The sequence below is a fragment of the Sphingomonas endophytica genome, from assembly GCF_014199415.1.
GTDB lineage: Bacteria > Pseudomonadota > Alphaproteobacteria > Sphingomonadales > Sphingomonadaceae > Sphingomonas > Sphingomonas endophytica.
In genome coordinates this window covers 240720-259725 of record NZ_JACIJN010000006.1, presented here as the reverse complement: position 1 = coordinate 259725, position 19006 = coordinate 240720, and the positions used below count along the sequence as shown (strand labels likewise).

Genomic DNA, 19006 nt, shown 5'->3' with positions numbered 1-19006 from the left:
GCTCCTGTGCCAAATTCCGCACGTTACGGCCGGCCGGCGCGCTCCCATGCCGCAATGTCGGCGACGCCTTCCGCGAGACTGATCCGCGGCGTGAAGCCGGTCGCCCGCATGCGGTCGATCGTATAGCGTACCGACGTGCGGAAGCGCGCGACCTCGTCATGCGAGGGCGTCCGCGCGACGAACCGTTCGAGCGGATCGAGCGCCACGCCGGCGCGTCCGGCGACGGCACCGATCGCCTTGGCGAGCTTGCGCGCCGCCAGCGTCGCGGTGCCGGGGAGCGCGCCGGTGCCGGCCGGCGCCTGTACCGCGTCGCGCAGCGCTTCCAGATAGGCGTGCCACGTCGGGATGTCGGCGCCATTGACGTTGAAGGTGCCGGCGATCGGCGTCGCGCTGGTCGCCAGATGGGTGATGAAGCCGGCGAGATCGTCGACGTGGACGAGATTGGCGTCGCCGCGCCCCGCGGCGCCGAGCACCGGCCAGCCGTCGTGCAGCCGGTCGAGATAGGCGGTCGTCCATGCCGCGCTGCGTGGACCATAGATCAAGGTCGGGCGCAGGATCGCCACCCCCAGCGCATCGCCCGCCTGACGGCAGGCCAGTTCGGCGGCGACCTTCGCTGCGCCATAGCCGCCGTGCGGCTGCTCGATCGGGGCATCTTCGTCGATCGTGCCCGTGACGTCGCCGTAAACCGCGACCGAGCTGATCTGGACGAAGCGCTTGACCCCCGCGGCCTGTGCCGCCGCCAGCGTGTTGCGGGTGCCGTCGACGATCACGCGCGTGTCGCGGGGGCCGCCGACCGCGGTATGGACGACGGTCTCGACGCCGGGCATCGTCACTGCCAGTGCCTTGGGCTCCAGCACGTTGAGCGCGGTGCCGCCCGGCGGTGGTCGGCGATAGCCCGCGACAACCGGCACGCCCGCTGCCTCAAGCGCCGCGACGACGCGCTGCCCGACGAACCCGCCGGCGCCGGTCACCAGCACCGTCCCCGTCATGCGTGCTGCTCCTTGAGATGGTCCGCGAGCCGCAGCGCGAGCGCAATCGCGGTCAGCGTCGGGTTCGCCTGGCTTGAGGTCGGCGTCACCGCGGCGCTCGCCACGTAGAGGCCGGCGACGCCGTGCACCCGACAGTCGCGGTCGACGACGCCGTCGCGCGCACTGTCCGCCATCCGCGTCGTGCCGCTGTGGTGTCCGCCGTAAGCGGCCGAGTCGAGCAGCGCATCCTCCAGCGCGGCCTCGTCATAGTCGAGCGTGCCGGTGCCGGTGCGCGCCAGTTCGTCGCGGATCAGCCGGTAGGTGGCGCGTGCCGAGTCGAAGTCGGCGGAAGCGACGCGCCAATCGACCGCGAGGCGGCGCATCCCCAGCGCGTCGCGCTCGGCCGACAGAGCGACGCGGCTGTCCCAATTGGGCGATTGCTCACTGACGAACTCGAACGGATAGCGATTGTCGCGCGACGGCAGCGCGATCGACGGGATGCGCCGCGACGCCAGATAGCGCTTCACGCCCCACGTCCGGACGAAGTTGAACAATTGCACCGGGTGGCGCGCGATGTTGCCGACGTGGCGCAGATACGGCCCGAGCGACCGGTCCGCCTCGCGCGCCGCACGACTATATTCGTACTTCACCGCGAAGGCCGCGAGGAACATCAGCGACAGCACCGGATCGCCGTGCGCGGGATCGTTGGCGTCGCGGATGTGCAGCCGCACCGTGCTGTTGAGCAATTGCCGCGCGCGCTGCGCCTCTGGCGTGGGGGCGAGGCGGCGGCGGATGTAGATCCCCTCGGCATCGCGTTCGTAATCGAAGCCGATCTTTTTGCGATCACCGGTGAAATGCGCCATGCCGAAGGTCGCGGCGAGGTGGCACATATAGCCGCGCCCCAGCCAGCCGCCGGCGTTGCCGGGTCCATCCGGCAGCACGTCGTCGGAGGCGAGCAGCAGCCGTGCGGTCTCGAGCCCGCCCGCCGCGAGCACGTAGTTCGTGGCGCGCACCTTCCAGTTCGTGCCGTCCGGCGCGCGCACCTCGAGATGGTCGACGCTGTGGCCGTCCGCGGTCAGGCGGACCGCGGTGACCGGCGCATGGGTGAGGACGCGGACGTTGGCGGCGGCGGTCAGTTGCTGGCCGTAGCGCGTCCAGAAATTGGTCGGGCGGCTGAAGCGTTCGATCGTGGTATGAAGCCACTCGCCTTCGAGCCCCGGGACGATGGGCGCGGAAGGGGTGTGGTCGAACGCGCCCGCCTCGGCCGCCTCCATCGCCGCCGGATAATAGCGTGCGACCTCGTCATAGCCGATCGGCCAGCCCGAATGCGCCACCCACGGGCGCGGCTCGAAGTCGATCGGGTCGAACGGGATCGAGCGTCCGCCCCACAAGGCGGTGGTGCCGCCGAGCGCGCGGATCCGGTAGGTGTCGAGCGGCCAATGGACGCGCGGATCGGCGATCTGCCCGGCATAGGCGTCCTGCACCGCGGGATCGGCGTTCGGCCCGCCGGCCTCGAGCACCAGCACCTCCAGCCCCAGCGCGGCGCAACGCGCGGCGAGCGAGAGCCCGGCGGCTCCCGATCCCACGATGCAGACATCGGCGGGGGCGGGCGGGGCGGTCAGTTCGCTGGCATCGGCGCGCACGCTGTCTCCTTCGGGCTGCGCGGCAAGGCGTAGCACGACGCGGCGCGGGAGCAAGCATTGCGGCTCCACCGCCGCAACGGTGGAGCCGTGTCATTTTGGGCAGTTACAGGATCGCGCGCGCGATCGCCGACGCCTCCACGTCATAGGCCCATGGCATTTCGTGAAGGTTGTCGGCGAAGGCGCCGCCCGCCTGTGCGGCGACGCGCCCGCCGAGCATCGTCTCATCATCGATGAAAAGGCAGCCGGTTTCAAAGGCAAGCGCCCGCAACGCGCCGCGCCATAGGGTGCGGTTCGCATCGCTGCCGCCCGCGGGGCTGACCCCGGCCACGGCGGGCCAGGTCAGGATCACGCTCCCGCTCAGCCGCGCCTGCTGGACGATGATGCGCAGGTTGCCGAGCCAGAGCGCCATGCCAACACCTTGCGCGATATCGTTGGTGCCGAGGTTCACGATCGTCAGATGCGGCGCATAGCTGGCGAGCGCCGCGGCCGGGGAGAAGGCGTTCGTCATGTCCGCCTGATAGCCCGACACCACGCCATAGACGCCGAAATTGGCGATCTCGACCCCGGGCTTGCTGCTGTCCCAGGCGATCAGTCCCGCGAGCTGCAGATTGCCCGAGGTGCCGCTGCGCGCGATCGCGATCGGTGCGGCGTCGCGGGTGGCGAAGCTCGCCTCCAGCCGCGCGAAGCCGCCGCTCGGCCCCGATGGGGTGAGCGTCACGCTTTCATTGCCCTTGGTCAGCGTGAACGCCGGCCGGTCGCTGCCGTTGCGGATGAAGACCGCGCAGCGGTCGACCGCGCCGCCGGGCTGGAACTGCCCGGGGTTGGCGTTGCCCGCGCTCATCATCGCGCCACCCAGCGAGTTGCTGCCGCCGCCCCAGCCCGAAAAGCCGCTGCGCCGCGGATCATAAGCGAGCACGTCGGCGATGCTGCCGAGCCCGGCACAGCCGAAGAAACCGTCCGCGCGCGTCGCCAGCCCACCCGCCGCCAGCAGCGCGGCGACCCGCGCGGGCCGCGACCGCGCAAAGGCGCCGACGGTGAAGCCGGTGCCGGTGCCGGCGCCCGCGCCCATCGTCTTGCTGTCGCCGACGAAGGCGATCCGCGCGCTGTCGGTCATGCCGCTGCGCAAGCGCCCGCGCGCCGCCGTCCAGCCGAGCAGCGCGGTGGCGGAGCTTGTCTCCACTGCGGGCACCGGCGCGCCGATCCGCGCGAGCGATGCGGCGGTCACCGCGCCGCCGATCGATCCCGAGGTTCGCGTCATCTCAGGCCTCCGCGATCAGGTTGGTCGCGGTGGTGCCGGTCGCGCGGACGTACAGCGCGCGGACCGCGACATAGCTGGCGTCGGGGAGGTTGCGATAGGCGACATCCTCGCTCCCCTCGACGCCGCGCAACACCAGCGTGCCCCCGCCGCCGACATAGATGCCGCGTGGGATGCTGGGGAGCGGGACGACATCGTCGGGCTGGATCGCATAGGGGGCAGTCGCGGGTGCGCTCGCGCTGTCGGCGCTGTTCTGGAACTTGTCGGGCATGTCATCGTCCTCCATGGTCGAGAACGTTCCCTTTATGTTCATAAGGCGCTTGTAGGACAGCCCCTGCGCTGTGCCGGAAACGGACCGCCTTTTCTGTTGGCGATGCGGTGCTTACGTTCTAGCGTCGCCTCGGAAACGGAACGTTTGCGCGCTCCGCCGATGCGACATGACCAGGGATTGCGTAACACGATGGCCCGATCGCTGACGCTCGACGCCGCTTCGCTCGATGCAAAGGAGCGCACCGCGCGCGACCCTGCCGAGCGCCGTCCGCGCAGCGAGGTGCCGGCCGCACCGGCGTCGTTCGAGGACAAGGTCGTTCTGGCGATCTTCGCGGTCGGGCTGGTCGGCAACACCGTTCTCCAGAAGATTGCGTTTCCGTTGAAGGCGGGCGGCTTCGTGCCGCTGGTACTACCGTTGTTCGTCGCGGCGATCGCGCTTGGGCCGATCCTGATCCGTCCGAAGTTCGACCCGGCGCGGATCGGCGGCTTCTTCCTCGCCTTCCTCGTGGCGGCCTTTTCGACCTTCTTCCTTGCGCCGCGGTACAGCGCGTCGAGCCTGATGCTGTTCGCCGCGCTCTACGCGCCGTTCATGATCCATTACGAGACCAGCGCCGCCAATTACCGGCGCTGCATGAACCTGCTCATCTCGGTGATGCTGGGGTTCGTCGGGGTAACGCTGGCGCAGCACCTGATCCAGCTCGCGCTTTCGTGGCGAGCATGGCCGAACCTCAACCTGCTGCTGCCGCAGGAATGGCTGGTCCCGGAATATAATTACATCCAGCCGATCATCTACGGCTCGCGCTTCATGAAGCCCAATGCGGTGGCCTTCCTCGAAGTGTCTTTGCTGTCGCAATTCATCGCGGTCGCGCTGGCGGCGGAGCTGGTGCTGTTCCGGCGACCGATCCGCCTGATCGTGCTGGCGAGCGGGCTGCTGATGACGTTGGCGGGGACTGGCGCGCTGCTGCTCGCGCTGACGCTGCCGGTGCTGCTCGGGCGGATGCGGATGCGCAATGCGGTGGTGATGATCGCCATCCTGCTGGTGGTCTGCGTCGTCGCGTTCCGGCTCGGCTGGTTCGATATCGTCAGCTCGCGGATGGACGAATACAAGCGCAACGGCTCCAGCGCGAACATGCGCTTCATCCTGCCGCTCGAGCGGATGGTCGAGTTCCTGCGCGACCCGCGCGGGCTGATCGCCGGTATCGGCGCGGGGCAGATCGAAAAGGGGCGCAACTTCATCTGGTGGCCGTTCACCAAGGTGGCGATCGAATACGGGCTGATCACCGCGATCATCTTTTATGCATGGGTGATCTACTGCCTGTTCCGGCGCGCGCCGGAGCGGGCTTTCGCGTTCGTGCTGCTGGTCTGGTATTCGTTCGAGGGGACGTTGCTGACCGCGCACAACGTATTGTCGCTGGTGCTGTTCGGCACGCTGCTGCGCGTCGCGCCCGAAGAGCCGCTGCGCCGCCGCAGCAAGGAGCCGAAGCCGCCGCAGCCGGACGGCGCGCTGCCGGTCGCGGCGACGGCGCGACCGAGCCGTACGTCGCTCCCCGAGCCGGTGCCGGCCGGAGACGTGAGCGGCGAGGCGCTGGTGCGCGTGCTCGGCACGCCCGACAGCGGCGGGCGGCTGATCTACGCGATCGGCGACCTGCACGGCCGCGTCGACCTGTTCGACCGGCTGATCGCGCGCATCCGCGACGATATCGCGGCGCATCCGGGCGGATATGAGGACAAGCCGATGGTCGTGCTGCTCGGCGATTACATCGACCGCGGCCCCGCGTCGGCGCAACTGATCGAGCGCATCCTCGCGCTGCACGATGACGCAACCATCGAATGGCGCGCGGTGCTGGGCAATCACGAGGATGCGATGGTGGCGTTCCTCGATGCGCGCAGCAGCGGGCAGAGCTGGGGCCGTCACGGCGGCGCGACGACGCTGGCTTCCTACGGCATCACCGCACCCGAAACCGCCGAGGGCTGGGACGCGACCCGCGAGCAGTTGCGCGCGGTGCTGCCCGAAGCGCATGACGCGTGGCTGCGCGGGCTTGAGCATCATATCGTGCAGGGCGGGCTGATCTTCGTCCATGCCGGGCTGCGCCCGGGCGTGCCGCTGGAGAAGCAGCGGCTGAAGGACATTCTGTATATCCGCGAGGAGTTCCTCGGCGCACCGGTCGACAGCGACCTGCTGATCGTCCACGGCCACACGCCGCAGGACGAGGCCTATGGCGCACCGGGGCGGATCTGTCTCGACAGCGGTGCCTATGCGACCGGCGTGCTAACCGCGGCGCGCTTCGACGGCGGCCCGGTCAAGCTGCTGACCTCGCGGTAAGCGGCGCTGCCGGCGGCGTCAGCGCCGCCGGATCGGCCGCATCGGGCGCAGCCGCACCGCGAGGCAGATCACGGTCGGCCAGAACAGGGTGTTGATGACGTCGGGGATCGTGTCCCACCACCGCCAGCTATGATAATGGAGGCGGTCGAGGACCTCGTTTGCCAGCTCGGCCGCCACCACCACCGACAGCGGGATGAACGTGCCGAGCGAGCGGCGCGTGACGATCCGCGCGATCATCAGCACCGCCATTCCGGCGTGGATGTGCAGAACCGTGTCGGTGGTCCCGGTGCCGTCGCCGATCCAGTTGATGAAGCGGGCGTACAGCCCCGGTACGTCGATCACCGGGTCACTTCTGGCAGGCGACGATCGCGGTGACGACGCTGATCGTTTCCTGCGGATCGCGGACGCGGACGCAGTCGACCCCGGCTTCGTGCGCGGGATAGTCGTTGCCGCCCGGGAAGATCGCGTCGCCGATGAACAGCATGTCCTTCAGCCCGAACCCGCTCTCCTCGGCAAGCTTGCGCAGGCCATAGCCCTTGTCGACACCCTCGCGCGTAATGTCGATCGAGGTCGCGCCGCCCATGTTGATCGCGAGACCCGGCAGCCGCTGGCGCAGGTCCGCCTGGATCACCTTGCGCTTGGCGAAATCGGGATCCCAATGTTCCTTGGCCTCGATCGGCGCTTCCTGGCCGAGCGCGGAGAAGGTGATCTGGCTGCCGCGATCCTCGATCCGCTCGCCCCAGGTCTGTTCGGGGACGAAGCCGGTCGCCTCCAGCGATTCACCGAAGGCGGTGATGATCTTCTGCTTCTCGGTGTCGTCGAACAGCTCGGCATAGACCGTCTGCCACGCGCCGTCCTTGTGGACGTAGAGCTTGGTGCCGGTGGTCGGCATCAGCCACAGCCGCGAACGGTCGGCGCGTTCGGGCAGGCGGCTGGCGACCTGCTTCTCGAACTGCGGCCAGTCGCCGCCGGAGATCACCGCGACATCGGCGACCGTCAGCAGATCGGCCAAAGTCTCGCCCATATCGTCCTTCAGCGGTTGCTTGCTGAGCGCGAGCGTGCCGTCGAGGTCGAAGGCGACGAGCTTCTTCATTCGGTATCTCCGGTGCGCAGGATAATCATGTCGATGGCGTGCGCTACGCCATCTTCGTCGTTCGCGCGAGTGGTGGTGTGCGCCTTCGCCTTCACCGCGTCGGGCGCGTTGCCCATCGCGATCGACAGCCCGGCGCGCGCCAGCATCGGCAGGTCGTTGGCCTGATCGCCGATCGCTGCGGTGTCGGCGAGATCGACATCCAGCGCCCCGGCGAGCGCGGCGATGCCATCGCCCTTGTTCGCGGTCAGCGCGGTGACGTCGAGATAATAAGTCTGCGACTGCGCGACGGTCGCGTCCTTGCCGTAGCGGGCGTGGACGCGTTCGTAGAGCGCGTGGAGCGCGGCCTCGTCGTCGCTGACGAAGGTGATCTTGTCGGCCTGGTCGAGCAGGTCGTTGAAGGAAGCGACCACCACCGGTTCCTGCGCGCTGCTCCGGCGCTCGCTGCGCGTGTGCGGGCCGTCGCCGTTGCTGGCATACCATTGGTCGTCGGCGAAGACCCAAGTGTCGACGCCCTCGGCCATGTCCATGACCCCGCGCGCGATGTCCGCCGGGATCGTGGTGTGGCTGACGATCGTGCCGTCGCGACGGAAGACGATCCCGCCGTTGAACGCCGCGACGTCGCCGTCGAGTCCGAGCGGTTCGAGCAGCGGGCGAATCCCCGACATCGGTCGTGCGCTGATGACCGTGAACCCGACCCCCGCCGCGCGCAACCGGTCGACGGCGGCGATCGTGGCGGGGGTGAGGTTTTTGTCCTTATTAACCAACGTGCCGTCGAGATCCGACACCAGCAGGCGGATCGTCATTATTGCGGCATCTCGACATGGCCGCCGAAGCCGAAGCGCATCGCCGACAACACCTTCTCGCCAAAGGTATGTTCGACGCGGCTGCGATAGCGTGCGAACAGCGCGGTGGTCAGGACATTGGCGGGCACCGCTTCTTCCATCGCTGCCTCGATCGTCCACTGGCCCTCGCCCGAATCGGCGACGTTGCCGCTGAACTTCTCCAGCTTGCCATCGGCGGTGAGCGCGTCGGCGGTGAGGTCGAGCAGCCACGACGAGATCACGCTGCCGCGCCGCCACACTTCGGCGACGTCGGCGAGATCGATGTCATAGCGTTGATCTTCGGGCAGCTTTTCCGATGCCTTGCCCTTCAGAATGTCGAAGCCTTCGGCGTAGGCCTGCATCAGCCCGTATTCGATGCCGTTGTGAACCATCTTCACGAAATGACCCGCACCGGCCGGGCCGGCATGGATGTAGCCGTTCTCAGCGCGGGGGTCGGTGCCGTCCTTGCGGCCGACGGTGCGCGGAATGTTACCCATTCCGGGGGCGAGGGCGGCGAAAATCGGGTCAAGATCCTGCACAACGTCCTTCGGCCCGCCGATCATCATGCAATAGCCGCGTTCGAGCCCCCAGACGCCGCCGGAGGTGCCGACGTCGACGTAATGCATGCCCTTCTCCGCCAGCGCCTTGGCGCGGCGAATATCGTCCTTGTAGAAGCTGTTACCGCCGTCGATCACGACGTCGCCGGCGCTGCCGCCCGCCGCGATCTGGTCGACCATCCCGTCGGTGATCTCGCCATGCGGGAGCATCACCCACCAGATCGCCGGACTGCCCGCCCTCACGCGCGCATCGTCGACCGAACTGGCGGCAATCGCGCCATCGGCGACAAGCTTTTCAACGGCTTGGGCGTCACGATCGAAGGCGACGATCTCGTGCCCGGCCTTCATCAGGCGGCGCGCCATGTTGCCGCCCATCCGGCCGAGGCCGATCATCACCAGTCGCATTGCAAACTCCCTCGCTGGCCGCTTAATCACCCGACCATGCGTCAGGTTCCGCTGGCGCAACAACCCCTGGGAGCGTTCGCGTGTTGCATCGGCCCCGCCTGCTTGTCGTCTTCGGGACACGGCCGGAAGCGATCAAGATGGCGCCGGTGATCGAAGCGCTGCGAAATTACCCGCAGATCGACACCCGCGTGCTCGTTACCGGGCAGCATCGTGGGCTGCTGGAACAGGCATTGCGCGCGTTCGGGATCGTTGCGGACGTCGATCTGGCGCTGATGGGCGCGGCGGCGACGCTCGAAGGGCAACTGGCGGCGATGCTGGTCGCGATCGGCGCGGCGCTCGAGCGCGAGCGGCCGGCGCGGGTGGTGGTGCATGGCGATACGCTGACGACGCTCGCCACCACGCTCGCGGCGCACCTGCGCGGGGTGCCGGTGGCGCATGTCGAGGCGGGGCTGCGCAGCGGCGACCTGTCCGCGCCCTGGCCCGAGGAAGGGAGCCGGCGCGTGGCGGGGGTGCTCGCCGACCTCCATTTCGCACCGACCCCCGCGGCGGCGGCGGCGTTGCGTGCCGAGAACGTCCCGGCGGCGGCGATCCATCTGACCGGCAATACCGTCGCGGACGCGCTGCGGATCGTGCGGGCGCGGATCGCGGCCGCGCCGGCACCGGCCGACGCGGTCGCGGCGGCGCTGGCGCGGTTCAGCGGACGGCGGATCGTCACCGTGACCGCACACCGGCGCGAGAATCAGGGCGAGACGCTCGCGGGGATCGCCGAGGCGGTCGCGCGGCTGGCGGAGCGCGCCGACCTCGGGATCGTCGTGCCGCTGCACCCGAACCCGGCCGTTGCGGGGCCGCTGGCGCTGCGGCTGGGCGGGAGCGCGCGGATCGCACTGCTCCCGGCGCTCGATTATGCCGCGTTCGTGCGGCTGATGACGGCGAGCACGCTGATCCTGACCGACTCGGGCGGGGTGCAGGAGGAAGCACCCGCGCTCGGCGTGCCGGTGCTGGTGCTGCGCGACGTCACCGAGCGACCCGAGGGCGTTGCGGCGGGCGGCGCGAGGATCGTCGGCACCGACCCGGCGCGGATCGTCGCGGCGGCAAGCGCGCTGCTCGACGATCCGGCGGCGATCGGCGCGATGGCGGTGGCGCGCGATTGCCATGGCGACGGCCATGCCGCGGGACGGATCGCGGCGATCCTCGCGGCGGCACTGGCGACATGAGCTTGGTCGCCCCAAGCTTTTCTGCGCTTGCCGCCCGACGCCGCGCGTCGCAGGTAGCGAGGATGAACGGGGGCAGAACGCTTTGGACGCACTGAGCACGCTGGCCGGATTTCTGGTCGGCACGATCGTCGGGCTGACCGGGGTCGGCGGCGGATCGCTGATGTCGCCGCTGCTGATCCTGTTGTTCGGAGTCGCGCCGACGACGGCGGTCGGCACCGATTTGTGGTTCGCGGCGATCACCAAGATCGTCGGCGGGACGATGCACCACCGCCAGAACAATGCCGACTGGGCGATCGTCAAGCGGCTGTGCTGGGGGAGCCTGCCGGCGGTGGCGATCACGCTCTGGTGGCTGTCGGGCCATGGCCACAAGGCGGAGAGCAACGGGCTGATCGTGCGCGTACTGGGCGTGACATTGGTCATCTCCGCCTTGCTGACGCCGTTCCGCGCGAAATTGGCGCGGCGGTTCGCGCGCGCCGAGGGCGCGCGGACCGAGGCGATGCTGCGCTGGCAGCCGTGGCTGACTGCGGCGGCGGGTGCATTGCTGGGGACGCTGATCACGCTGACCTCGGTGGGCGCCGGGGCGCTGGGGGCGACGCTGCTGCTGATGCTCTATCCGTTCCGGCTAAACGCCAAGCGGCTGGTCGGGACGGATATCCTCCATGCGGTGCCGGTCGCGCTGATCGGCGGGATCGGCCATGCGGTGATCGGGAACATCAATCTGCCGCTGCTGGGGTCGTTGTTGCTCGGGTCGGTGCCGGGGGTGATCCTCGGCGCGAAGCTGACCGACCGGCTGCCGGAGCGGGTGGTGACGCCGGCGCTGGCGGTGGTGTTGTTGATCGTGGGGGTACGGCTCTTGATGTAGGGTTGGCGGCGGCGACCGGGAGCCTACGCCGTCCGTTCGTCATTGCGAGCGTAGCGAAGACGCCCTGGATTGCTTCGCTACGCTCGCAATGACGGCGGGAGCGAGCGCCGCACGACGACGATAGCCGGGCGTAAGAAGCGGGATCCCGGATCAAGTCCGGGATGACAACTTACCCAAGCGCCGCCTTCACGCGGTCGGCGAGGCGGAGGACCGCGGCGTCGTGGATGCCGGCGGTGCTGACCAGCACGCCATAGGCGCGCGGATCGGGCTTGTTGAACACCAATGGCGCGCCGACCGCGTCGCTGACCGAGGCGCCCGCCGCGCTCGCCACCAGCACCGCGGCGGCGATGTCCCATTCGTTGCCCCAGCGCAGCGTCGCGACCAGATCGGCGTGGTCGGCGGCGACCATCGCAACGCGCAACGCGATCGAGTTCGGCTTCTCGACCGCGGTCAGGTCGCGGTCGACCTTCGGCAGTGCGTCGACCGGGACACGTGCGCCGGGCAGCGAAGCGCGTCCGCCGGCGGTGACGCGGACGCCGTTTCGGGTCGCGCCGCCGGGCGCGGTCGCGCACCATACTTCGCCGCGGGCGGGAGCGTCGAGCACGCCGATCACCGGGCGGCCGTCCTCGACCAGCGCGATCGACACGCACCAGCCGGTGCGCCCGCGGATATAGTCGCGCGTGCCGTCGATCGGATCGACCACCCAGACGCGGCGACACGCCAGCCGGTCGGCATTGTCGGCGGTTTCCTCCGACAGCCATCCGGCGTCGGGGAGCAGCGCGCCCAGCCGCGCGCGCACCATGCGGTCGACGTCGAGATCGACCTCGCACACCGGGCTGCCCTCCGACTTCTCCCAGCGCGCGAAGTCGGTGCGCCAGCGCGCGAGCGCCATCTGCCCGGCGTCGCGCGCCACCGCGACGACCGCCCCGACCAGCCCGGGGTCCGGAGCGGCGGCGTCAGCCACCGGCGACCGTCATGCCGTCGATGCGCAGCGTCGGCACGTTGACCCCCTGCCGGAACACGAGATCGTTGGCGGGGGTGAGCGCGCGGAACATCGCGAGCAAATTGCCCGCGATCGTGAAGCCGGCGACCGGCGCGACGATCTCGCCGCCGCGGATCGTGAAGCCGGCTGCGCCGCGGCTGTAATCGCCGGTGACCGGGTTCACGCCCTGACCGATCAGCTCGGTGACGTAGATGCCGTCCTCGATATCCTCGATCAGCGTCGCGACGGGCATTTTACCCGGCTCCATATAGAGGTTGCTGGTCGACACGCCCGGCGCGCCGGCGATGCCGCGCGCGGCATGGCCGGTCGGCTCCAGCCCCAATTGCCGGGCCGAGGCGCTGTCGAGCAGCCAGCTCTCCAGCATCCCGTTCTCGATGATCGCGACCGGCGAGACCGGCAGCCCCTCGCCGTCGAACGGACGCGAGCGCAGCCCGTGCGGGCGGTGCGGATCGTCGCGGATCGTCACGCCGGGCGCGAAGACCTCGGTGCCGAGCGAGTCGAGCAGGAAGCTGGTGCGGCGGGTAATCGCGCCGCCGGTGATCGCGCCGCTGAGATGCCCGAGCAGGCTGGCGCCGACGCGCGGATCGAAGACGATCGGCATCGTCCCGCTGCGCGCGACGCCCGGATCGAGCCGTGCGACCGCGCGCTCGCCGGCGAGCTGGCCGATCGCCTCGGGGGTGTCGAGATGCGCGAGGTGGCGCGCGGAATGGAAGGCATAGTCGCGCTGCATCGCGCTGCCCTCGCCCGCGATCACGCTGGCCGAGACGCTGAACCCGGTGGTGGCGTAGCTGCCCGCGAAGCCGTGGCTGGTGGCGAGCGCCCAGACGCTCTCCGATGCCGCCGCGCCGCCGCCCTCGCTGTTGGTGACGCCCTCGACGGCGCGCGCGGCGTCCTCGGCGCGCTGCGCGGCGCTGCGGAGCTGTTCGGGGGTGCAGGCGTGGCGGTCGGCGAGGTCGAGCGCGGGGGGCGCGCCGTGGAGCAGCCGCTCCTGCGGGGCGAGCCCGGCCCAGCGATCCTCGGGCGCCTCGCGCGCCATCGCCACGGCGCGTTCCACCAGCGCGTCCATCGCGGCGGACGAGAGGTCGGAGGTCGAGACGCTGGCCGAGCGACTGCCGACGAAGACGCGCAGCCCGAGGTCCTCGCCCTCCGAGCGGCCGACATCCTCGAGCTTGCCGAGCCGGACCGATACCTCGGTCGAGGCGCTGGCGGCGAAGACCGCGTCGGCGGCGTCGGCGCCGGCGGCGGTGGCGCGGCGGACGATGTCGTGGGCGCGATCCTGCGCTTGGGAGGGCGTGAGCATCGGATCGACTTAGGAGTGAAAGGTTGCGGATGCCATATCGCGGAGAACGTCGCGGCGGCGTTATTGGATGCGCGTGCCGACCACGACGCAGGCGAGGAACATCAGCAGCCCGGCGGTGCGGTTGCTGCGGAAACGGTCGAGCGCGCCGCTGCCGTCGTCGTCGCGCAACGTCGCGACCTGCCAGAACAGGTGGAGCGCGAGCGGGGCAAGCGCGGCGAGGATCAGCGGGTCGGCGCGGACCTGCCACAGCGCCGCCACCCACAACGCAAGCGCGAGCGCGTAGCAGGCGCTCACCCCGGCGCGGACATGGCGGCCGAGCGCGAGCGCCGAGGAGCGGATGCCGACCAGCGCATCGTCCTCGCGGTCCTGCAATGCGTAGATCGTGTCGTAGCCGACCACCCAGAAGATCGTGCCGGCGTAGAGCGTTACGCCGGGTAGCGTGAGCGCGCCCCAGGTCTCGGTCCAGCCGACCAGCGCCGCCCAGGAGAAGACCAGCCCGAGCCACGCCTGCGGCCACCAGGTAATGCGCTTCATGAACGGATAGGCGGCGACCGGCGCGATCGCGGCGAGCGAGACGATCGCGGCGGGCAGATGCAACTGGAGCAGCACGACGAGCCCGATCAGGCAGAGCGCGAGCAGGAACGCCCAAGCCGCCTTCGCCGACACCGCGCCGCTGGCGAGCGGGCGGCTGCGCGTGCGCGCGACGCTGGCATCGAGATCGCGGTCGACGATGTCGTTGTAGACGCAGCCCGCGCCGCGCATCGCGATGCTGCCGAGGAGCAGCCACAGCAGCAGCGGCCAGCGCTCGATGACGCCGCCGGCGAGCGCGACGCCCCACGCGCCGGGCCAGAACAGCAGCCACCAGCCGATCGGCCGGTCGAACCGCGCGAGCGACGCGAACAGCCGCGCGCGTGGCGGCAGGAGCGACAGCAGGCCGCGGTGCTGGGTGTCGGGGACGATGTCGGTCACGTCGCCGCGATAGCGGGGGATGGGGCGGGCGTCAGCGGCTATCGTGCTGCGGGCGGCGAGTCCTTGCGACTTCCGCCCTCCCGTCCGTCGCCCCGGACTTGATCCGGGGCCCCGCTTCTTGTTCTTGGCGGACGACGTAAAGAAAAAGCGGGATCCCGGATCAAGTCCGGGATGACGAGAGGGGGAGCAGTGGCTTGCCCGCCTTGAACGTCGCGGGGCCGCGTGACGGAAGTATGCGGGTGACCGGTTCACGCCACCGTCAACCGTGCCTACATACAACGCCACCGGTTTCGTAAGGATCGTGCGTATGTTGACCCTTCTTGCCCTGCTCGCCGCCGCTGCCACCGATCCGCTGGCGGGGACGTGGCGCAATGCCGCCGACAGCGTGCGGATCCGTGTCGCGCCGTGCCGTGGCGAGCCGGGGATGTGCGGCACCGTGGTGTCGGCGAGCGACAAGGCCAAGGACGATGCCGCGGCGGGCGGGACCGACCGGCTGGTCGGCACGTCGTTGTTCCGCGGGTTCGAGCAGGATGGCGACGGGACGTGGGCGGGGACGGTGTTCGTCCCCGATATCGGGCGCGAGGTCGAGGGCACGTTGCAGCTCGACGGGCGCAACACCTTGATCGCGCAGGGGTGTCTGTTCGCTGGCTTCGGGTGCAAGGAGCAGCGCTGGACGCGCGTCTCGGGTAAGTGATCCATCTGTCGGTCGCGATCGGCCGGTTTTTCGAGGCGCTGTTCTATGCCATCCTGCGCGTAGCCGGGGTGGTGACGGGCGTGGTGCTGGTCGTCGCGCTGGCGGGGGCGCTTCTGTTCCTGATCGCGCGCCTGTTGATCGGACGGGGAAGGAAGAAATGATGGGGGCGGTGCCCGCCTGGCCGCCGCGCTCGACGCCGCGGCTGTTCGTCGAGACGGCGCTCGCGCCCGGTTCGCTGTCGCTGTCAGGGCCGCAGGCGCATTATCTGGTGTCCGTGATGCGGACGAAGCCGGGCGATCCGGTGAAGCTGTTCGATGACGTCAGCGGCGAGTGGCTGGCGGTGGCGAGCGTGGTCGGCAAGCGCGACCTGACGCTCGACGTGCAGGAGCGGCTGCGCGCGCGCGAGGCGGTGCCCGATCTGTGGCTGGTCGCCGCGCCGCTCAAGAAAGGGCGCGGCGACTGGATGGCGGAGAAGGCGTGCGAGCTGGGCGTCGCGCGGCTGGTGCCGGTGGTGACGCGGCGGACGGTGGTCGACAAGCCGAATACCGAGCGGCTGCGCGCGCATATGATCGAGGCGGCCGAGCAATGCGGGCGGACCGCCGTGCCGGAGGTGGCGGAGATGGTGAAATTGCCGGCGCTGCTGCGCGAGTGGCCGGCGGAGCGGGCGCTGTTCTTCGCCGACGAGCTGGGCGGCGCACCGGCGGCGGCGGCGATGCGCGAGCGGCGCGGGCCGGCGGCGATCCTGATCGGGCCGGAGGGCGGCTTCGACGACGAGGAACGCGCCGCGATCCGCGCGCATCCGGCCGCGGTGGGGGTGGCGCTGGGGCCGCGCATCCTGCGCGCCGACACCGCGGCGGCGGCGGCGGTCGCGGTGTGGATGGCGGTGGCGGGGGATTGGTAGCCCACCGGACTAGGTCCGGGATGACGGCTAAAGGCTGTGCCTCGCCCCGACGGGCCGGTGCGACCCGGCTTTACCCATCGCAGTCCGATCCGCTCTAGCGCAGGTGTTCATCGCGGCGTAAGGCGCGGCCATGACGACCAAGACGGTTTCGGACACGCGCGCGAGCACCATCGAATCGCGCGACCAGCTGATCGCCCGCTTTGCCAGTGGGGAGAAGCCGGCCGAGCGCTGGCGGATCGGCACCGAACATGAGAAGTTCGTCTATGCCACCGGCGATCATCACGCGCCGTCCTATGACGAGCCGGGCGGGATCCGCGCGCTGCTCGGCGAGCTGGAGCAGCATGGCTGGCGGCCGGTCACCGAAGACGGCAACGTCATCGCGATGAGCGGGGCGGACGGGTCGATCAGCTTGGAGCCCGCCGGGCAGTTCGAGCTGTCGGGCGCGCCGCTGGAGAACCTCCACCAGACCTGCGCCGAGACCGGGCGGCATCTGGCGCAGGTGAAGGCGGCGGGCGAGAAGCTGGGGATCGGCTTCCTCGGGCTCGGCATGTGGCCCGACAAGACGCGCGCCGAGCTGCCGATCATGCCCAAGGGCCGCTATGCGATCATGCTGCGCCACATGCCGCGCGTCGGCACGATGGGGCTCGACATGATGCTGCGCACCTGCACGATCCAGGTGAACCTCGATTACGCCAGCGAAGCCGACATGGTGAAGAAGTTCCGCGTCGGGCTGGCGCTGCAACCGCTCGCCACCGCGCTGTTCGCCAATTCGCCGTTCACCGAGGGCAAGCCGAACGGCTTCCTGAGCTATCGCAGCCATATCTGGTCGGATACCGATCCGGCGCGGACGGGGATGCTGCCGTTCGTGTTCGAGGACGGGTTCGGGTACGAACGCTACGCGGAGTATATGCTCGATGTGCCGATGTACTTCGTTTACCGCGAGGGGCGCTACATCGACGCGGCGGGCTTGAGCTTCCGCGACTTCCTGCGCGGCGAGCTGTCGGTGCTGCCCGGCGAGAAGCCGACCATCGAGGATTGGGACGACCATCTCTCGACCGCCTTCCCCGAGGTGCGGCTCAAGACCTTCCTCGAGATGCGCGGCGCGGACGGCGGTCCGTGGAACCGGATCTGTGCGCTGCCGGCCTTCTGGGTCGGGCTGCTGTATGACTCCGTTGCGCTGGATGCGGCGTGGGATCTGGTCAAGCACTGGACGCTCGACGAGCGGCAGGCGCTGCGCGACGCGGTGCCGAAGCTGGGGTTGTCGGCGCCGATCGCGGGGGGCGGGCAGTTGCGCGACATCGCCGGTGCGGTGCTCGACATCGCGCATGGCGGGCTGAAGGCGCGCGCGCGGGTCAGCGCGGCGGGCGAGGACGAGACGGGGTTCCTCGAACCGCTGCGCGAGATCGTGCGCGCGGGGAAGGTGCCGGCGGAGCGGTTGCTCGATTTGTATCACGGCGATTGGGGCGGGGATGTGTCGCGCGTGTATCGCGCGGCGAGTTTCTGAGGTTGTTACCCCGGACTGATCCGGGGGTCTGCGCACTGCCGTGACCGCTGGCCATAATGGCCATCGGTCGAACACGCCGATCGTCATTGCTTCGCTACGCTCGCAATGACGGATAAGGGCGGCATTATCGGGTGTCGAAGAAAGAAGCGGGACCCCGGCTCAAGGCCGGGGCGACGGCTACTTCACGGGGCCGCGCCGCGCTATTCCGCGTGGGGCCAGCCCTTCGCATCCCAAATCAGCCGCTGGATGCGCAGCGTCGGGGTGCCGTTCCGCTGCGTGTCGTAGGCATGGTAGACGATGCGGTCGCCATCCGGCGCTTGCAGGATCGCATTGTGCCCGCGCCCGACATAGCGGCTGCCGGTGCCCTGTCCCGAGGCGAGCACCGGAGTGCCACCACCTCTCAGCATCGGCGTGCCGGCGCGATCGCGATACGGGCCGGTCGGCGTGGTCGCGCGGCCGACGACGGTGTTGTAGCTGCTCTTCGCGCCGCGACAGCAGAAGTCGAACGAGGCGAACAGATAATAATAGCGGCCGTGGCGGATCACGAACGGCGCCTCGATCGCGCCGGGCGACGGGCGCGCGGCGAGGCTGTGCATCGGCGTGCCCGGCTGCCGTAGGCCCGTGGCGGGGTCGAGCGCGATCAGCTTGATCCCGCTCCAGAAGCTGCCGAACGCCAGCCATTGCTTGCCCTCGGCGTCGGTAAAGGCGGCGGGGTCGATCGCATTGTAATCGCCGCCGGCGGCGGACTCGACGACCGGACCTTTGTCGACCCAGTTGGCGGCGGGGGCGGCGGGGTCGAGCCGGCGCGCGGTGGCGAGCCCGATCGCCGAGCGGTTCTTCCCGAAGGTCGAGAGCGAATAATAGAGGCGGTATTCGTCGCCGCTTTTGGTGATGTCGGGCGCCCACATGCCCGCGGTGCCGGGCACGTGCTTGTCCGCCCATGCGGGAAGCGCCGGGAAGGAAGCGCCGCGCAACCTCCAGTGCTTGAGGTCGGTGGAGGTGCGGAGCGGGATCAGCCCGTCGCGGCTGCGGATGTGGCCGGTGACGAAGAGGTAGTAGGTGCCGTTGTCGGCGATGATCGCCGGGTCGTGGACGGGGGTGAGATCGCCGGTCAGCGGCGGCGGAGCGCTAGCGGCGGGGATGGTGGCGAGCAGCAGCAGCGCACCGGCGCTGCGGAGGAGGTTACGCATCGGGCGGCTCCTGTCGGAGGTGCAGACATGATCT

19 protein-coding genes are annotated in these 19006 nt (G+C 69.9%); 7 read left to right on the top strand and 12 right to left on the bottom strand.

All coding sequences use genetic code 11. The annotated features are described in order from the left end of the window. Nucleotides 1-23: 23 nt before the first annotated feature. From FHS97_RS11015 to FHS97_RS11000, 4 genes are all read right to left on the bottom strand, one after another. On the bottom strand, nucleotides 24-989 hold the full coding sequence (locus FHS97_RS11015) for an NAD-dependent epimerase/dehydratase family protein (protein WP_184037195.1): 966 nt from the start codon (nucleotides 987-989) through the stop codon (nucleotides 24-26). Continuing rightward, the gene (locus FHS97_RS11010) at nucleotides 986-2611 is read right to left on the bottom strand and encodes an FAD-dependent oxidoreductase (protein ID WP_184037192.1); all 1626 of its coding nucleotides are present in this window, start codon (nucleotides 2609-2611) and stop codon (nucleotides 986-988) included. The genes FHS97_RS11015 and FHS97_RS11010 overlap by 4 nt, the downstream gene beginning before the upstream one ends. A gap of 103 nt (nucleotides 2612-2714) precedes the next feature. Further along, on the bottom strand, nucleotides 2715-3869 hold the full coding sequence (locus FHS97_RS11005) for an SGNH/GDSL hydrolase family protein (RefSeq protein WP_184037188.1): 1155 nt from the start codon (nucleotides 3867-3869) through the stop codon (nucleotides 2715-2717). Nucleotide 3870: 1 nt separating this feature from the next. Next, complete coding sequence (locus FHS97_RS11000) at nucleotides 3871-4137, bottom strand: spike base protein, RCAP_Rcc01079 family (RefSeq protein WP_184037184.1); 267 nt, start codon at nucleotides 4135-4137, stop codon at nucleotides 3871-3873. A gap of 189 nt (nucleotides 4138-4326) precedes the next feature. Between FHS97_RS11000 and FHS97_RS10995 the strand changes: the two genes are divergently transcribed. Continuing rightward, entirely contained in the window at nucleotides 4327-6459 is a 2133-nt protein-coding gene (locus tag FHS97_RS10995) for a metallophosphoesterase family protein (protein ID WP_184037180.1), read from the top strand. Nucleotides 6460-6477: 18 nt separating this feature from the next. Here the strand turns inward: FHS97_RS10995 and FHS97_RS10990 are convergent, their stop codons facing one another. From FHS97_RS10990 to gnd, 4 genes are read right to left on the bottom strand one after another with little or no spacing between them, the layout of a single operon-like run. Further along, nucleotides 6478-6801: a hypothetical protein gene (locus tag FHS97_RS10990; protein WP_236553026.1), complete on the bottom strand. Its 324-nt coding sequence runs from the start codon at nucleotides 6799-6801 to the stop codon at nucleotides 6478-6480. A gap of 4 nt (nucleotides 6802-6805) precedes the next feature. Further along, nucleotides 6806-7552, bottom strand: coding sequence for an HAD-IIB family hydrolase (locus FHS97_RS10985; protein WP_184037177.1), 747 nt, complete (start codon nucleotides 7550-7552; stop codon nucleotides 6806-6808). Then, nucleotides 7549-8355, bottom strand: coding sequence for a Cof-type HAD-IIB family hydrolase (locus tag FHS97_RS10980; protein ID WP_184037173.1), 807 nt, complete (start codon nucleotides 8353-8355; stop codon nucleotides 7549-7551). Before FHS97_RS10980 ends, FHS97_RS10985 begins: the two co-directional genes overlap by 4 nt. After that, nucleotides 8355-9335 (bottom strand): phosphogluconate dehydrogenase (NAD(+)-dependent, decarboxylating), encoded by a 981-nt coding sequence (gnd, locus tag FHS97_RS10975; protein ID WP_184037170.1) that lies wholly within the window; start codon nucleotides 9333-9335, stop codon nucleotides 8355-8357. Before gnd ends, FHS97_RS10980 begins: the two co-directional genes overlap by 1 nt. Before the next feature lie 83 nt (nucleotides 9336-9418). Here gnd and wecB point away from each other — a divergent pair, with 83 nt between their 5' ends. Together wecB and FHS97_RS10965 are read left to right on the top strand one after the other, a co-directional pair. Then, nucleotides 9419-10549, top strand: a complete 1131-nt coding sequence (gene wecB, locus FHS97_RS10970) for a non-hydrolyzing UDP-N-acetylglucosamine 2-epimerase (protein WP_184037293.1) — start codon at nucleotides 9419-9421, stop codon at nucleotides 10547-10549. A gap of 82 nt (nucleotides 10550-10631) precedes the next feature. Then, the gene (locus FHS97_RS10965) at nucleotides 10632-11411 is read left to right on the top strand and encodes a sulfite exporter TauE/SafE family protein (RefSeq protein WP_246346598.1); all 780 of its coding nucleotides are present in this window, start codon (nucleotides 10632-10634) and stop codon (nucleotides 11409-11411) included. Between the two features lie 169 nt (nucleotides 11412-11580). On the opposite strand, the gene FHS97_RS10960 is transcribed toward FHS97_RS10965, so the two are convergent. Genes FHS97_RS10960 through ubiA form a run of 3 tightly spaced genes read right to left on the bottom strand, consistent with a single transcriptional unit; the run spans nucleotide 11581 to nucleotide 14683 of the window. After that, complete coding sequence (locus FHS97_RS10960) at nucleotides 11581-12375, bottom strand: inositol monophosphatase family protein (RefSeq protein ID WP_184037163.1); 795 nt, start codon at nucleotides 12373-12375, stop codon at nucleotides 11581-11583. Then, nucleotides 12368-13714 carry a TldD/PmbA family protein gene (locus FHS97_RS10955; protein WP_184037160.1) on the bottom strand — a complete coding sequence of 449 codons (1347 nt, stop codon included), beginning with the start codon at nucleotides 13712-13714 and terminating at the stop codon, nucleotides 12368-12370. The genes FHS97_RS10960 and FHS97_RS10955 overlap by 8 nt, the downstream gene beginning before the upstream one ends. Before the next feature lie 60 nt (nucleotides 13715-13774). Continuing rightward, nucleotides 13775-14683 carry a 4-hydroxybenzoate octaprenyltransferase gene (gene ubiA, locus FHS97_RS10950; protein WP_184037158.1) on the bottom strand — a complete coding sequence of 303 codons (909 nt, stop codon included), beginning with the start codon at nucleotides 14681-14683 and terminating at the stop codon, nucleotides 13775-13777. A gap of 307 nt (nucleotides 14684-14990) precedes the next feature. Here ubiA and FHS97_RS10945 point away from each other — a divergent pair, with 307 nt between their 5' ends. The 4 genes from FHS97_RS10945 to FHS97_RS10930 all read left to right on the top strand — a co-directional run bounded on the left by FHS97_RS10945 (nucleotide 14991) and on the right by FHS97_RS10930 (nucleotide 17782). Then, nucleotides 14991-15377: a DUF2147 domain-containing protein gene (locus tag FHS97_RS10945; protein ID WP_184037155.1), complete on the top strand. Its 387-nt coding sequence runs from the start codon at nucleotides 14991-14993 to the stop codon at nucleotides 15375-15377. Next, on the top strand, nucleotides 15374-15538 hold the full coding sequence (locus tag FHS97_RS10940; protein WP_028967579.1) for a hypothetical protein: 165 nt from the start codon (nucleotides 15374-15376) through the stop codon (nucleotides 15536-15538). The genes FHS97_RS10945 and FHS97_RS10940 overlap by 4 nt, the downstream gene beginning before the upstream one ends. Then, entirely contained in the window at nucleotides 15538-16278 is a 741-nt protein-coding gene (locus FHS97_RS10935) for a 16S rRNA (uracil(1498)-N(3))-methyltransferase (RefSeq protein WP_184037152.1), read from the top strand. The genes FHS97_RS10940 and FHS97_RS10935 overlap by 1 nt, the downstream gene beginning before the upstream one ends. Before the next feature lie 130 nt (nucleotides 16279-16408). Continuing rightward, nucleotides 16409-17782, top strand: coding sequence for a glutamate--cysteine ligase (locus tag FHS97_RS10930; RefSeq protein WP_184037149.1), 1374 nt, complete (start codon nucleotides 16409-16411; stop codon nucleotides 17780-17782). A 200-nt stretch (nucleotides 17783-17982) separates the two neighbouring features. On the opposite strand, the gene FHS97_RS10925 is transcribed toward FHS97_RS10930, so the two are convergent. Next, a complete protein-coding gene (locus FHS97_RS10925) occupies nucleotides 17983-18972 on the bottom strand; it encodes an arabinan endo-1,5-alpha-L-arabinosidase (protein ID WP_184037146.1) in 990 nt (329 codons plus the stop codon). Nucleotides 18973-19006: the final 34 nt, after the last annotated feature.

What these genes read in the sequence shown, in the direction of transcription:
- FHS97_RS11005 (WP_184037188.1), bottom strand. Translation starts at nt 3,869, where the DNA reads ATGACGCGAACCTCGGGATCGATCGGCGGCGCGGTGACCGCCGCATCG.
- FHS97_RS10925 (WP_184037146.1), bottom strand. Translation starts at nt 18,972, where the DNA reads ATGCGTAACCTCCTCCGCAGCGCCGGTGCGCTGCTGCTGCTCGCCACC.
- FHS97_RS10945 (WP_184037155.1), top strand. Translation starts at nt 14,991, where the DNA reads ATGTTGACCCTTCTTGCCCTGCTCGCCGCCGCTGCCACCGATCCGCTG.
- FHS97_RS10930 (WP_184037149.1), top strand. Translation starts at nt 16,409, where the DNA reads ATGACGACCAAGACGGTTTCGGACACGCGCGCGAGCACCATCGAATCG.
- FHS97_RS10980 (WP_184037173.1), bottom strand. Translation starts at nt 8,355, where the DNA reads ATGACGATCCGCCTGCTGGTGTCGGATCTCGACGGCACGTTGGTTAAT.
- FHS97_RS10955 (WP_184037160.1), bottom strand. Translation starts at nt 13,714, where the DNA reads ATGCTCACGCCCTCCCAAGCGCAGGATCGCGCCCACGACATCGTCCGC.
- FHS97_RS10985 (WP_184037177.1), bottom strand. Translation starts at nt 7,552, where the DNA reads ATGAAGAAGCTCGTCGCCTTCGACCTCGACGGCACGCTCGCGCTCAGC.
- FHS97_RS11000 (WP_184037184.1), bottom strand. Translation starts at nt 4,137, where the DNA reads ATGCCCGACAAGTTCCAGAACAGCGCCGACAGCGCGAGCGCACCCGCG.
- FHS97_RS10995 (WP_184037180.1), top strand. Translation starts at nt 4,327, where the DNA reads ATGGCCCGATCGCTGACGCTCGACGCCGCTTCGCTCGATGCAAAGGAG.
- FHS97_RS11015 (WP_184037195.1), bottom strand. Translation starts at nt 989, where the DNA reads ATGACGGGGACGGTGCTGGTGACCGGCGCCGGCGGGTTCGTCGGGCAG.
- FHS97_RS10935 (WP_184037152.1), top strand. Translation starts at nt 15,538, where the DNA reads ATGGGGGCGGTGCCCGCCTGGCCGCCGCGCTCGACGCCGCGGCTGTTC.
- gnd (WP_184037170.1), bottom strand. Translation starts at nt 9,335, where the DNA reads ATGCGACTGGTGATGATCGGCCTCGGCCGGATGGGCGGCAACATGGCG.